Below are 13,099 nucleotides of genomic sequence, written 5' to 3' on the forward strand. Positions count from 1 at the left end.
GGCCGTCGTCTGTCCGGAGCCCGGCTACGGCTGCGAGGGCCCGCTCAAGGCGGCGGCGATGATGCGCGCGGCGGTGCGGGGCTGGTCCTGCCCCATGCGGAGCGTGTTGACGGAGAAGACGAGGCGCCGCCGCAAGTCGCGCGTGGCGCCCATCCCGTTGTTGTAGCCGTGCCTGTCTCCGCTCTTCCCCCACAGGGTGAAGCCGTTGACGACGAAGCGGCCCAGCCCCGCGGCGAAGCTGGCGCGTCCGCCCTTCACGTCGGGCACGTCCGGCACGGTGAACATCTCCTCCAGCTGCGCGCGCGGCAGCAGCCGCCCCTTGAAGAGCGCGACGAGGAAGCGGTCCAGGTCGGCGGTGGTGGAAATCATGTCCCCCGCAGCCCAGGGCACGGACTGGCTGGCCAGGGTGACGTCCACCAGGCACATGCCCCGGTACGCGGTGGCCCCGTCCGGGCAGCCGTCCGCCTCCGGCGCGACGGACTCATAGCCGTGCGCATGCGGTCCTGGAATCGTCACGTCGTTGCCGGGCACGGAGGTGTCCCGCAGGTGCAGCGGACGGAGGATGCGCGACTGCACCTCCTCCCCGTAGGAATGGCCCGTCACCTTCTCGATGAGCAGCCCCGCGACGATGTAGCCGATGTTGCCGTACTCCTGCTGCGAGCCCGGCTCGAAGCGGGGACCCGGCGGGAGCGACAGCGCGACGAGCTCGCGAGGGCTGAAGCGGCGGAAGCGGTTCTCCATGAACCACGCGGGGTCCTTCTGCGGCACCGGCACGCCGGGCAGGCCGTGGGTGTAGTTGAGCAACTGCCGCACGGTGATGGGGGCATAGACGCCGTCGGGCAAGAGGCGCGGCAGGTAGTGCTGGACGGGCCGGTCCAGGTCCACGCGGCCCTCGGCGACGAGCTGCAGCACCACGGTGGCGGTGAACACCTTCGTCATGCTGCCGATGCGGAAGCGCGCGTCCGCGGGAATCGGCGCCCCGGTGTGGATATCCGCCACGCCCGAGCTCCCGAGCCAGTGCCCGTCCGCGCCACTCACCCGGACCAGGGCGCCCGTCACCTCGCCATTCGGCAGGTTGGCGATGGCCTGTCGCAGGGCCTCGCGATTCAGCGGCGGCAGGGGTGATTGCCCCGCCTCCTGCTTCAGCTCACCCGACTCCAGCTCGCCCACTTCCGGCTCGCTTCCAGCCGGAGCCTCGGGGCCACAGGCCGGAGCCATGAAGCTCGCGAGCAATGCCATGCCAACCCGCAGTCCGCGGTGCAGAACAGCCATGTTCCATCTCCTGTTGGGGAAGGCCGGCGGCGCCGGCTGGAGGATGGAACACCGGCGCCTCACGGCGCTGTCACTCCACGTCAGGAGACCAGTGCGCCGAGCAGCTTGCGGACCTCGCCTGAGCCGTTGACGCGGAAGGCGGCGCGCGTGGGCTTGTGGCCGGCGTTGATGGTGAGCCCATCCGGGGGCATGGCCGCGAAGAGGTCCTCGTCCGTCCGGTCATCGCCAATGGCCACCACCAGCGTGCCCGGCGCGAGCCCCTGCGTGGCCTCGCCCACCACGCGGCCCTTGTGCACGCCCTGCGGCCGCACCTCCACCACCCGGTCTCCGGGCAGCACGTCCATGCGCTGACCGACGAAGGTCTCCAGCAGCAGCAGTCGCAGCTCGCGGGCCTGGATGGCGCCGAACTCCGGGTCCACCATCCGGTAGTGCCACGCCAGCGACGCCGTCTTCTCCTCCAGGAACGAGCCCGGCACCCGCTCGCAGAAGGCGTCCAGCACCGGCCGCGCGCGGGCCTTCCACTCGAAGGACACGCCCTCCAGCATCCGCCACGGTTGGCCCGGCCGCGTGCGGGACCAGAGGCCGTGCTCCGCGTGCAGGCTCATGGGCAGCTCGCCGAACCACGCCTCCAGCGTCTCCTTGGGCCGGCCGCTGACGATGCTCAGCGACGTGCCCGGCCGTGCCAGCAGCTTCGCCAGCAGCGCCCGCAGGGCGTCGTCCGGCGCGGCCAGCTCTGGCCGGGACGCGAAGCCCACCAGGGTGCCGTCGTAATCCAATAGCAGGTGCAGCCGGGGGGCCGCCTTCATCCGCTCCAGCGCCTCGGCGCCGCCGCCCGTCTTGCGCTCCGCCGTGGAGGGCAGGGACTGGAGCCGGTTGAGGAAGCTGGACGTCCACCAGTGCACGTCGTGGGACTTCACGCCCTCGCGCAGGGCGCGCATCCGCTTGCGGCGCTCGTCCTCGCTCAGCTCCAGCGCTTCTTCAATCGCATCCGCGATGGCCTCCACGTCGTAGGCGTTGACGATGAGGGCGCTGTCCATCTCCGCGGCGGCACCGGCGAACTCGCTGAGCACGAGCACGCCGTCCTCGTCCGGGCGGGACGCGCAGAACTCCTTGGCCACCAGATTCATGCCGTCGCGCACCGGGGTGACGAGCATGACGTCCGCCGCGCGGTACAGCCCCACGAGCTGCTTCTCGTTGAAGGAGCGGTAGAGGTAGTGCACCGGCACGTTGTGGACACCGCCATACAGGCCGTTGATGCGGCCCACCAGCTCGTCCACCTTCTCGCGGTAGGCGGCGTAGGCCTCCACCTGGGTGCGGCTGGGCACGGCCACCTGGATGAAGCGCAGGCGCCCGCGCCAGGCGGGCTCGCGCTCCAGCACGCGCTGCACGGCCAGCAGCCGGCGCGGAATGCCCTTGGTGTAGTCCAGCCGGTCGATGCCCAGGAGGATGCGCTGGCCTTCCGCCTTCCGGCGCAGCGTGGCCACTTCCTCCAGCACGCCCGGGTCGTTGGCGAGCGACTCGAAGGCCGCCGCGTCGATGCCCATGGGGAAGGCGCCCACCCGCACCTCGCGACCGTCCCAGATGACACGGTCGATGTCCGTGTCCAGCCCGAGCTGCCGCATCAGCGCTCCGGAGAAGTGCCGCACGTAGCTCACCGTGTGGAAGCCGATGAGGTCCGCGCCGAGCAGTCCCCTGAGCAGCGCCTGTCGCCTGGGAAGCGTGCTGAAGATTTCCGACGACGGGAAGGGAATGTGGTGGAAGTAGCCGATGCGCGCGTCGGGCAGCCGCTGGCGCAGCAGGCCGGGCACGAGCATGAGCTGATAGTCATGCACCCAGATGGTGTCGCCCGGCTGGTAGTGGCGGACGACGAGGTCGGCGAAGCGCTCGTTGACCTTGCGATAGATTTCCCAGTCGCGGTCCTGCCGGGGGATGCGGTCCACCATGTAGTGGCACAGCGGCCAGAGGACGCGGTTGGAGTAGCCCTCGTAGTAGCGGCTCACCTCGCTGGCGCTGAGGTACAGCGGCACGCAGCGCAGCGCTTCGAGCTGGGCTTCGACCTTGGCGCGCTGGGCGTCCGTCAGGCGGGAGACATCTCCGGGCCAGCCCAACCAGACGCCGCCGGAGCGCTCATGGGGGCGGCTCAGGCCGGTGGCCAGGCCTCCCGCGCTGCGCACCACGGAGACGCTGTCCTTCTCCACCTTGACGGTGACGGGGAGGCGATTGGAGACGAGCAGGAGTCGGGACATAGGCCCCTGACGCTTATTCACTCCCTCCGGGGATGGCCATGGTTGAAAGGGGCAGCGTGCTGGATGGTGGACCCTCGGGCCCGCCCGCTGGGGCCCAGCCCAGACGAGTCAACAGCGCGGGCTCACGGCCCGGCTTCCAGATGAAGGCATCCAGCACGTAGTGCGTGGCCTGCGGCAGCGCCAGCAGAGGCACCACCAGGGCAAGCAGGTCCTCCGGCAGCTCCACGGTGCTCGCCCCGAAGAGGGGTGCCCGCTCGTGCCAGATGAGCCAATCCCAGAGCCCCTCCTCCATCAGCGCCAGCGCCACGAGGAACAGGACGAAGCCCGGCAGCCCCGCGCGCAGCAGGGCCCCGCCCATGCCGTAGCCACCTTCCGCGCGCCGCCCGCGTGCGTAGCGGAACAGGAGCGCGAAGTACGGGACGCCGTGAAGGACGACGTTCATCACGGTGAAGGCGAAGTCGTCCTTCGCCAGGACGATGCCGCCGAACCACGCCACCCAGGTGGCGGCCACCAGCAGCACCTTGCCCGCCTGCACGCCCTCACCCCGTGCCACGCGCAGGAACTGGAAGCCCACCCAGGCCGCGAGGACGACGGCATGGATGGCCAGAGCCACCGTGCCCACCCCGCGGGGCAGGCCGGAGAGGAAGTCGCCCTCCACGAACCACCAGAAGTCGCGGGGGAGGTTGGCGTGCCACCAGACGACAGGGCCCAGGGTGGCGGCATAGATGGCGGCGGCGTCCAGGCGGCGCTCGGCGGTGGAGGCGCGGACCTTGCGGCCGTAGAGGGCCACCCAGCCGTACTGCTGGCGGACGAAGTGCGTGACGGCCACGTAGGCAAACAGCGTCCAGAAGGCCCGGGGGGACACGAGGTACGCCGTCACGCCCGCGACATACGCGGCGAGCGGCGCGCCCAGATAGAGGCCGGGGCGGCGGCGCAATTCGCCGGTGTCCAGGTAGGTGCGGAACAGTGTGGACCAGACGTGGGCCACGTCCACGCAGACGACGAAGAGGACCCAGGCCCACAGCGGCGTGTCTCCCGCCGCGCCGAGCCACGGCGCGGCGAGCACGAAGACCACGGACATCAGCGCGCTGCCGGCGAAGACGGTCAGGTCCACTCCCGGACTGAACAGCCAGCCCTGGGAGGGCGAGAGGAGGCGGGGCATCGGAGTCCGCAGGCTATCACCGACTCCGAGCCTCTTTCTCCAGCAGTGCCAGCGGCCTTCGAGGGCAGGCAGGAGACTATGATTCGTCGGCGATGCGAGTCCTGCATGCGTGAGCACCGATGACCCGATTCTTCTGGTTGCGCCAGGACGAGGCCACAGCGGCGACGTACGATGGCGAATTCGACGCGGCGCACAGATGGAGTCTGCCCGGCGTGAGGTGCCACACATGCGGCGCCACCTGGGGTGGGGCAGGTCACCAGTACCCGTGCGTTGACCTGTCGCAACTGCCCGAGCGCAGCGAGTTCGAGAAGGCCAGACCCGAGCCGTTCCACGAGTTCGCACGCCTCCGTGAGCTGGTGCGGCCCCTCGCGCCTCCCCATGCAACGCTGCCACCCGGAACAGCCTTCGGGCCGCTGGTCGGTCGTGCCTTCGGGAAGTTCGGCCCCTTCGGATGGTGGGGCAGTTCCATGCTGCTGGTACGCCGTGACGCACTGGACCGACTCCAGGCCGACGGCGTGCGGGGACTGCTCGGCTGCCGCACGGAGCTGCGCTTCCGGCAGAAGGACCCGCCGGAGCTGCTGGAGCTTCAAATCGAACCGCACGGCCGGATCCACCCAGACTGCATTCCCCCGGATGAGCCTCCACCGTGCGTCACCTGTGGCCGGTTCGGACTCGCCCGGCCGGACGAGCCCATCCTGGACGCGGCCTCCATGCCCCCTGCGCTGGACCTGTTCCGGCTCGGCAACTTCGCCACGATGATCATCGGCACCGAGCGCTTCATGGAGGCCGTGCAGCGCCTGGAGCTGCACGGCATCACCTTCCGCGAGCTGCCGACCCGCTAACGCACGACGATGTTGACCACCTTGTCGGGCACGACGATGACCTTGCTCACCGTCTTCCCACCCTCGAGCTGCCGGACGACGTTGGGCAGCGCCAGCGCCCGCTCACGCACCTCGGCCTCCGGCGTACCGCGCTCCACCTCCACGCTGCCGCGCAGCTTGCCGTTCACCTGGACGGCGTACGTCACCTGCGCATCCACCGTGAGCGCCACGTCGAACGTCGGCCAGTCCTGCTCCAGCAGGAAGCCCTTCCCGCCGAGCCGCTCCCACGCCTCGTCGCCCAGGTGCGGCGCGAAGGGGCCCACCAGCTTGACCAGCGTGACGAGGTCCTCGCGCGTGCTCCCCTTCGCGGTCAGCTCGTTCGTGTACGTCATCAGCGCGGCGATGGCCGTGTTGAACTGGAGCCGCTCCAGGTCCGCCGTCACGCGCTGAATCGTCTTGTGGCGCAGCTTCAGGTGAGGATCTCCCTCGGGGACGCGGGACGGCGCGTGCTCCTCCACCAGGCGCCACGCACGGCGCAGGAATCGGCCGCAGCCCTCGATGGCCCTCGGGTCCCAGGGCTTGGGCAATTCGAACTCGCCCATGAACAGCTCATACAGGCGCAGCACGTCCGCGCCGTGCTCGGCCACCACGGTGTCGGGGTTGACGCCGTTGAGCTTGGACTTGGCCATCTTCTCGACCTGGACCTTCAGCGTCTCGCCCGTGGCGCGCAGAATCGCCGTCTCGCCGCGCAGCTCCACCTCCTCCAGCGCGTGGTAGTGCTCCGCCGCGTCCACATACGTGTAGGCCAGCACCGTGCCCTGGTGGCGCAGCTTGCGGAACGGCTCCTTCGTGGAGACGTGGCCCAGATCGAAGAGCACCTTGTGCCAGAACCGCGCGTACAGCAGGTGGAGCACCGCGTGCTCGGCGCCGCCCACGTACAGGTCTACGTTCATCCACTGGCGCTCGGCCTCCTTCGACCAGGGCGCCTGCTCGTTCGTCGGGTCCAGGTAGCGCAGGTAGTACCAACACGAGCCGGCCCACTGCGGCATGGTGTTCGTCTCGCGCCGCCCCGGGCCCCCACACTTCGGACAGGACGTCTCCAGCCACTCGGGGATGGTGGCCAGCGGGGACTCGCCGGTGCCGGAGGGCTCGTAGCGTTCCACCTCGGGCAGCGTGACGGGCAGCTGGTCCTCGGGCACCGGCACGGCGCCGCACTTCGCACAGTGGATGATGGGGATGGGCTCTCCCCAGTAGCGCTGGCGCGAGAAAATCCAATCGCGCAGGCGGTAGCTCACCGTGCGCTTCCCCTCCCCGCGCGCCTCCAGCGTGGCCACCACCCGCTGCTTGACGTCGGCGGTGGGCACGCCGTCCAGCTCGCCTGAATTCACCGCGACACCGCTGCCTGTGAAGGCCTTGCCGGGCTCCACCGCCGTCTCGTCCACCGGGCGCACCACCTGGCGGATGGGCAGCCCGAACTTCACGGCGAACTCGTGGTCTCTCGCGTCGTGCGCGGGCACGGCCATGATGGCGCCGGTGCCGTAGGTGGCCAGGACGTAGTCGGCAATCCAGATGGGAATGCGCTCGCCGTTGATGGGATTGACGGCATGGCTGCCCGTGAAGGCTCCCGTCTTCTCCTTCGCCAGCTCCGTGCGCTCCAAATCACTCTTGAGCCGCGCGGCCGCCTGGTAGTCCGTCACCGCGGTGCGCTGCTCCGGCGTCGTCAGCGACTCGACCAGGCCATGCTCGGGAGACAGCACCAGGTATGTCGCGCCGTACAGCGTGTCCGGGCGGGTGGTGAACACGCGCAGCTCGGCTCCGGCCGCCGGGCCGTCCGCGACGCGGAAGGACACCTCGGCGCCCTCGGAGCGGCCAATCCAGTTGCGCTGCATGGCCAGCGTGGACTCGGGCCAGTCGACTTCGGCCAGGTCCTCCAGCAACCGGTCCGCGTACGCGGTGATGCGCAGCATCCACTGGCGCAAGTCCTTGCGCTCCACCTGGGTGCCGCAGCGCTCGCACCGTCCTCCGGCGGCCTCCTCATTGGCCAGGCCCGTCTTGCACGAGGGACACCAGTTGATGGGCATCACGCTCTCGTACGCGAGCCCCTGCTTGAACAACTGCAGGAAGATCCACTGGGTCCACCGGTAGTAGCGCGGGTCCGTGGTGTTGACCTCGCGCTCCCAGTCGTAGGCGAAGCCCACGGAGTCAATCTGCCTGCGGAAGTTGGAGACGGCCTGCTCGGTGGTGACGCGCGGGTGGATGCCCGTCTTGATGGCGTAGTTCTCCGCCGGCAGGCCGAAGGCGTCCCAGCCCATGGGGTGAAGCACATTCCAGCCCTGCATCCGCTTCCACCGCGTCAGCACGTCGGTGGCCGTGTAGCCCTCGCAGTGTCCGACATGCAGCCCCGCGCCGGAGGGGTACGGGAACATGTCGAGTGCGTAGAACTTCGGCTTCTTCGGGTCGAACGTCGTCCGGTGCAGGCGGGCGTCGCGCCAGCGCGCCTGCCATTTCGGCTCTACCTCACGGGGGTCAAAGGGCATGGTGCCTTTTAGTACGCCCGCGTCGCGGCATTCCTGACCTGACCCGACGAGTCACTCCCCGCGGGGCCGGACCGCTGATGCGATATGACCCGCACCATGCGCGGCTCCCCGCCCTCCCGGGCGATTTCCAACACTCCCACCCCGCCCCGGATGGCCCCCGGAAGCGCGCCGGGAGCGCTCCGCCCTCCCCCGCCCCGCTTCCGCCGCAAGCTGCTGGTGGTGATGCTGCTCGCGGGCCTCGTGCCACTGGTGCTGCTCGGCCTGCTGGCGCAGGGCGCACTGGAGCGGGTGCTGTCCGTCTCCGTGGCCCCCGTGGAGGGCGTGCTGGACGGCGTCTCCGCGGACCTGGAGCGACGGGGCGTGCCACAGGACGCACTGAACGAAGCCCGCCTCAACCTCGCCCAGGCGGAGCTGGCGCGGCGGGCCCTGGTGCGCCGCGTGCCCGCGTTCATCGCCGCACTGGTGCTCGTCTCCGGCGCCGTGCTCGCCCTGTCGGCGGTGTTGCTCGGCCGCGCCCTCACGCGCCCCGTCGCCACCCTCACCGAGGGCATGTGGGCCTACGCACGCGGAGACCTCACCGTGCGCCTCGCCGCGCCGGAAGCTCCACGCGATGAGCTCCAGTTCCTCCTGGGCCAGTTCAACCGCATGGGCCAGGAGCTGCTCGCCCAGCGCGAGCGCCTCAAGTCCGCCGAACAGATTGCCGCCTGGCAGGACGTGGCCCGCGCCCTCGCCCACGAGCTGAAGAACCCGCTCACCGCAATGAAGCTCTCGCTCGCGCGTCTGTCCCGCACGGACGCGAGCATGCCCACCGACTCCACCCGAATCGCAGAGGCCGTGGCCCTCCTCCAGGAGGAGGTGGACCTCCTGATGCGGATGACCCAGAGCTTCTCCACCTTCGCGAGGCTTCCCGCCCCGCGCTTCCAGGACGTGGCACTGCGCCCGCTGCTGGCCGAGGTCTGCACCCTCTACGCGGGCACCTCGCCCGTCCCCGTGGAGCTGGCCTTGGGCCCCGACGCCTCGCTCCGCGCGGACCCGGACGGCCTGCGCCGCCTCTTCGGCAACCTGGTGAAGAACGCCACCGAGGCCTCTCCCACCGGCGCCCCACCCGTGCGCGTCGCACTGGAAGCCCTCGATGGCGGCACCGTGCGCGTCACCGTGACGGACGGAGGCAGCGGCGTGCCCGCCGTCCTGGAAGGCCCCGCCCTCACGCGCGGCCTCTTCAGCACCAAGCCCGAGGGCAGCGGCCTGGGCCTGCCCATCGCCCAGAAAATCGTCCACGAGCACGGCGGCACGCTGCGCCTGGAACCCGCCTCGGGTGGCGGTACGCTGGCGCGCGTGGACCTGCCCCTCGTTCCTCCCTCCGCCCCGGCCACCGCATGAAGCCCGGTCCCCGCATCCTCGTCGTCGATGACGACCCTGGCGTCCTCAAGGCCCTGCGCGGGCTGCTGAGCGATGAGGGCTTCACCCCCGTGGAGGCCCGCTCCACCGCGGAGGCCACGCGCCTGCTAGACGCTCCCGAGGGCCCGCCCGCGCTGATGCTGTTGGATTTGCGCATGCCCGGCGAAACGGGACTCGAGTTCCTCGCACGCCTGCCCCGGCCGCTGCCCGCGCCGGTGGTGGTGCTGTCCGGCGAGGCCTCTCCCGCGGAGGCGGTGCAGGCGCTGAAGCTGGGCGCCACCGACTTCGTGGAGAAGCCGCCCTCGCCCGAGCGGCTCCTCACGGCGCTGCGCAACGCGATGGTGCTGGGCGAGCTCCAGGAGGAGCGCGAGCGGCTGCTGGATGCGCTCGCCCGTCCCGGGCACCTCGTGGGCGAGAGCCCCGCCATGGAGGCGCTGCGCCGGCTCATCACCCGCGTGGGGCCGAGCGACACGGCGGTGCTCATCACCGGCGAGACGGGCACGGGCAAGGAGCGCGTCGCGCGGGCGCTGCATCTCGCCTCGGGGCGCAAGGGCCGGCTCGTCGCCGTCAACTGCGCGGCCATTCCCTCCACGCTGCTGGAGAGCGAGCTGTTCGGCCACGAGAAGGGTGCCTTCTCCGGCGCGGTGGCCCGGCGAGCGGGCCGCATCGAGCAGGCCCACGGCGGCACGCTGTTCCTGGACGAACTGGGCGACATGCCGCTGGAGCTCCAGGCCAAGCTCTTGCGCGTCCTGGAGACGAAGGAGGTGGAGCGGCTGGGTGGCTCGGTGCCGGTGCCGGTGGACGCGCGCATCCTCGCGGCCACGCACCAGGACCTCGCCCGCGCGGTGAAGGAGGGCCGCTTCCGGCAGGACCTCTTCTTCCGCCTCAACGTGATGCCGCTGCAGCTTCCGCCGCTGCGCGAGCGCCCCGACGATGTGCTCCCGCTGGCCCGCGCCTTCGCCGCCGAGCTCGCCGGGCCCAACGTGCCGCTGGTGCTGGCCCCCGGCGCGGAAGTGGCCCTGCGCGCGTACCCCTGGCCCGGCAACGTGCGCGAGCTGCGTAACCTCATCGAGCGCATCAACCTGCTGCGCGGTGACGGCCCGCTCACGCTGGGCCCCGAGGCCATCCACGGGCCGCTGGCCCCCACCGAGCCCGCGCGTCCCACGCTGGGGGACAAGAGCTACCGCGAGCACGTGGAGGACTTCGAGAGAGACCTCATCCGCGCCGCGCTCCAGGAGGGCGGCAGCATCGCCGGGGCCGCGCGGCTGTTGCAGGTGGACCGCGGCAACCTCTACCGGCGCATCAAGGCGCTCGAGCTCCCGATGCCCTGACGGGGCCGATGTCGCTCCTGGGTTCAACATGAAGTACGATTGCATCTGCAACACACCCACCCAGGAGGACGCATGAAGAAGGCCCTGTTGCTCCCGTGCCTGCTGCTCATCGCTGCTTGCGGGGGGACCGACGTGGCGACGGAGGAGCTCGCACCGTCCGGCACGCCCACCCCGCTGCTCGCCTCGCAGGAGGAGGCCGTCATCCAGCCGGCCTTCTGGTACACGTGCAACCTGCCGTGCCGCGTGGGCTACTGCCCCACCAGCTCCATCTACTACCCGGACTGCGCGGGCTTCGGTTCTACGACGCGGTACACCTGCACGCCGTGCACCGGCGGCCCCGTCGACCCGTGAGCTGAGCTTCAGGCCCTCTCGCCCCGAGCCACGGGCGGGAGGCGCCGGCCCTGGCTGCCCGGCCGCTCCCGCTCCCAGGCGCACCTCCCGTCACTCCGGGTGGATACGGCACCCCTGAGGCAACCCTGGCCGCATTGCGTCGATAATCCCTCCCGGACACCGGAAGCCCCCACCGGGAGAGCAGTTTCATGTCGAACCGCATTGGCCGTCCCTCGTTCACCTCCACCGTGCCGGCGCCGGCCGCGGCCACCCCGGACCGCGCCGCGCGCCCCGCTGGAGGAGAGAAGGCGCCCGCTTCCCGCTCCCTCACCGACGGGTTCGACTCGGGCGCCACCCGGCCGAGCCAGGCGTCCCCGCGCGGCGCCGCGCTGCTGACGGGCACGAGCGCCCCGGCCTCCGTCGTTCCGTCCAAGGCGGCCGAGCTGCAGCCCGAGGTCCACGGCGCCACCGGCTACGAGGCCCACTTCGGCATGGGCGGCCGCACCGCGCGCGCCGTCGTGGAGGGCCAGGGCCAGGTGGCACTGCCCACGGGCAATGGCCGGGGTCCCTCCTTCCACGCGGAGGCGGGCAAGCCGCTGACGGTGACGGTGGACCCCGAGCGCCTGTCGAAGTCCGCCGAGAAGGCCGAGCTGGTGTGGCGCGTGGCGCCCGGAGGCACGGAGGTCGCAATCCCTCTCACGGACGGCTCGCGCGACGCGAGCGGCCGGCTGAACACGCTGCCCGCGCGGATTGACGTCCCGGAGGACGCCTTCGGCACGCTGCGCGTGTCCATCCGCACCACCAGCGCGGACGGCAAGCAGTCCAGCTCGTGGGACCCCAGCTCCGACGCGGCCATTGCCCCGAAGGAGGGCGCGGCCGTCGTCTTCACCGACGACTGGAAGACCGAAGTCGAGGGGAAGCTGCGCGCGGGCGACAAGGTCGAGATTGCGTATGACCGGGACAGGCTCGCCGCGATGTTGGGCGGCGTGACGCCCTCGGACGTCGTCGCGTGCGTGTCCTTCAACGGCGAGCCCCCCAGGGAAGTGCCGCTCAACGTGCAGCCGGGTGAGGGCGGCAAGCCGGGGACGATGTTCATGCCCTCGCTCCAGGTGCCCATCGAGGCGACGGAGATGACACTCTGGTTCAAGGGCCAGGGCGGCGGCAGCACGAGCTACGACTCGTCCTTCGGGCAGAACTTCAAGTTCAAGGTGGGCCCCGCGCGCGACGACGCGGACCCGTCGTGGAAGGCGGAGCTGCTGCGCAGCAAGAGCTTCCCCAACCTCCAGGCAGAGGACTTCGTCGGCATCGGCCCGTCGTCGCAGCGCTACAACTGCATCGCCTGGACGCTCGGCATCCAGGACCAGTGGGTGTGGCCGGGCACGCGCCTCGAGGACTTCGACAAGCTGTACGCGAAGCAGGGCTACCAGCCGCTGTCCTCGGTGGACCTGAGCAACGACCCCAATCTGGAGAAGGTCGTCGTCTACGGCCTCAAGCCGAAGTCGGGCACCGGCCCGATTGAGGTGACACACGGCGCGCTCATGGACGAGCAGGGGCGCCTGACGAGCAAGATTGGCACCCAGCCGCTCATCCGCCACAACAGCGCTGACGACCTCACCGGCCCTTCGTATGGTGAGCCGGTGCGTGTCTACGTCCGTCCCCGTCAGCCCGCGGTGAACAACTCATGAGCGACGTGAGTGCCCGCTTCGAAGCGCTGGCGAAGGAGTGGGAGGCGCACTGCGCGGAGCACCGCGAGGCGTCCAATCCCTACGTGTTCCTCAACCACTCCTCGTTCGAGGCCATCATCGCCCTGGGCCGGCCCGCCGTGCCGTTGATTGTCGAGCGCTACCGCGAGGGCAGCGTCTTCTGGGGCGCGGCCCTGCGGCGAATCACCGGCGTCACCACGTTCGGTGACGGCGTCGTGGGCAACCTGGACGCCACCCGGCGCGGCTGGCTCAAGTGGTGGGAGGAGAACCAGGCGTCCTTCGGCGGCCGGAAGACCTGA

At 70.7% G+C, this 13,099-nt stretch carries 10 protein-coding genes; 6 read left to right on the plus strand and 4 right to left on the minus strand.

Features of this window, described 5'->3' with window-relative positions:
* Positions 1–24: 24 nt before the first annotated feature.
* The 3 genes from G4D86_RS24060 to G4D86_RS24070 form a co-directional block, all read right to left on the minus strand.
* Positions 25–1,272, minus strand: coding sequence for a serine hydrolase domain-containing protein (locus G4D86_RS24060; protein ID WP_163996332.1), 1,248 nt, complete (start codon positions 1,270–1,272; stop codon positions 25–27).
* 80 nt (positions 1,273–1,352) lie between these two features.
* Positions 1,353–3,518: a bifunctional alpha,alpha-trehalose-phosphate synthase (UDP-forming)/trehalose-phosphatase gene (locus G4D86_RS24065; protein WP_163996333.1), complete on the minus strand. Its 2,166-nt coding sequence runs from the start codon at positions 3,516–3,518 to the stop codon at positions 1,353–1,355.
* Between the two features lie 13 nt (positions 3,519–3,531).
* On the minus strand, positions 3,532–4,680 hold the full coding sequence (locus G4D86_RS24070) for a hypothetical protein (RefSeq protein ID WP_163996334.1): 1,149 nt from the start codon (positions 4,678–4,680) through the stop codon (positions 3,532–3,534).
* Positions 4,681–4,799: 119 nt separating this feature from the next.
* Here G4D86_RS24070 and sitI6 point away from each other — a divergent pair, with 119 nt between their 5' ends.
* Entirely contained in the window at positions 4,800–5,522 is a 723-nt protein-coding gene (sitI6, locus tag G4D86_RS24075; RefSeq protein WP_163996335.1) for a SitI6 family double-CXXCG motif immunity protein, read from the plus strand.
* On the opposite strand, the gene leuS is transcribed toward sitI6, so the two are convergent.
* Entirely contained in the window at positions 5,519–8,038 is a 2,520-nt protein-coding gene (leuS, locus tag G4D86_RS24080; RefSeq protein WP_163996336.1) for a leucine--tRNA ligase, read from the minus strand. The two genes, sitI6 and leuS, sit on opposite strands and share 4 nt — an antisense overlap.
* Positions 8,039–8,188: 150 nt before the next feature.
* On the opposite strand from leuS, the gene G4D86_RS24085 reads away from it, so the two are divergent.
* The 5 genes from G4D86_RS24085 (at position 8,189) to G4D86_RS24105 (ending at position 13,099) form a co-directional block, all read left to right on the plus strand.
* On the plus strand, positions 8,189–9,418 hold the full coding sequence (locus G4D86_RS24085; RefSeq protein ID WP_240360448.1) for a sensor histidine kinase: 1,230 nt from the start codon (positions 8,189–8,191) through the stop codon (positions 9,416–9,418).
* Complete coding sequence (locus G4D86_RS24090) at positions 9,415–10,767, plus strand: sigma-54-dependent transcriptional regulator (protein ID WP_163996338.1); 1,353 nt, start codon at positions 9,415–9,417, stop codon at positions 10,765–10,767. The genes G4D86_RS24085 and G4D86_RS24090 overlap by 4 nt, the downstream gene beginning before the upstream one ends.
* Positions 10,768–10,839: 72 nt before the next feature.
* The gene (locus G4D86_RS24095; protein WP_163996339.1) at positions 10,840–11,118 is read left to right on the plus strand and encodes a hypothetical protein; all 279 of its coding nucleotides are present in this window, start codon (positions 10,840–10,842) and stop codon (positions 11,116–11,118) included.
* 188 nt (positions 11,119–11,306) lie between these two features.
* Complete coding sequence (locus G4D86_RS24100) at positions 11,307–12,782, plus strand: DUF6209 family protein (RefSeq protein ID WP_163996340.1); 1,476 nt, start codon at positions 11,307–11,309, stop codon at positions 12,780–12,782.
* Positions 12,779–13,099 (plus strand): hypothetical protein, encoded by a 321-nt coding sequence (locus G4D86_RS24105; protein ID WP_163996341.1) that lies wholly within the window; start codon positions 12,779–12,781, stop codon positions 13,097–13,099. The genes G4D86_RS24100 and G4D86_RS24105 overlap by 4 nt, the downstream gene beginning before the upstream one ends.

This window comes from Pyxidicoccus caerfyrddinensis (assembly GCF_010894405.1).
In the GTDB taxonomy this organism is placed as follows: Bacteria; Myxococcota; Myxococcia; order Myxococcales; family Myxococcaceae; genus Myxococcus; species Myxococcus caerfyrddinensis.

Coding starts and splice junctions, on each gene's coding strand:
- G4D86_RS24060 (WP_163996332.1), bottom strand. CDS start 1,272: ATGGCTGTTCTGCACCGCGGACTGCGGGTTGGCATGGCATTGCTCGCG.
- G4D86_RS24065 (WP_163996333.1), bottom strand. CDS start 3,518: ATGTCCCGACTCCTGCTCGTCTCCAATCGCCTCCCCGTCACCGTCAAG.
- G4D86_RS24070 (WP_163996334.1), bottom strand. CDS start 4,680: ATGCCCCGCCTCCTCTCGCCCTCCCAGGGCTGGCTGTTCAGTCCGGGA.
- sitI6 (WP_163996335.1), top strand. CDS start 4,800: ATGACCCGATTCTTCTGGTTGCGCCAGGACGAGGCCACAGCGGCGACG.
- leuS (WP_163996336.1), bottom strand. CDS start 8,038: ATGCCCTTTGACCCCCGTGAGGTAGAGCCGAAATGGCAGGCGCGCTGG.
- G4D86_RS24085 (WP_240360448.1), top strand. CDS start 8,189: ATGGCCCCCGGAAGCGCGCCGGGAGCGCTCCGCCCTCCCCCGCCCCGC.
- G4D86_RS24090 (WP_163996338.1), top strand. CDS start 9,415: ATGAAGCCCGGTCCCCGCATCCTCGTCGTCGATGACGACCCTGGCGTC.
- G4D86_RS24095 (WP_163996339.1), top strand. CDS start 10,840: ATGAAGAAGGCCCTGTTGCTCCCGTGCCTGCTGCTCATCGCTGCTTGC.
- G4D86_RS24100 (WP_163996340.1), top strand. CDS start 11,307: ATGTCGAACCGCATTGGCCGTCCCTCGTTCACCTCCACCGTGCCGGCG.
- G4D86_RS24105 (WP_163996341.1), top strand. CDS start 12,779: ATGAGCGACGTGAGTGCCCGCTTCGAAGCGCTGGCGAAGGAGTGGGAG.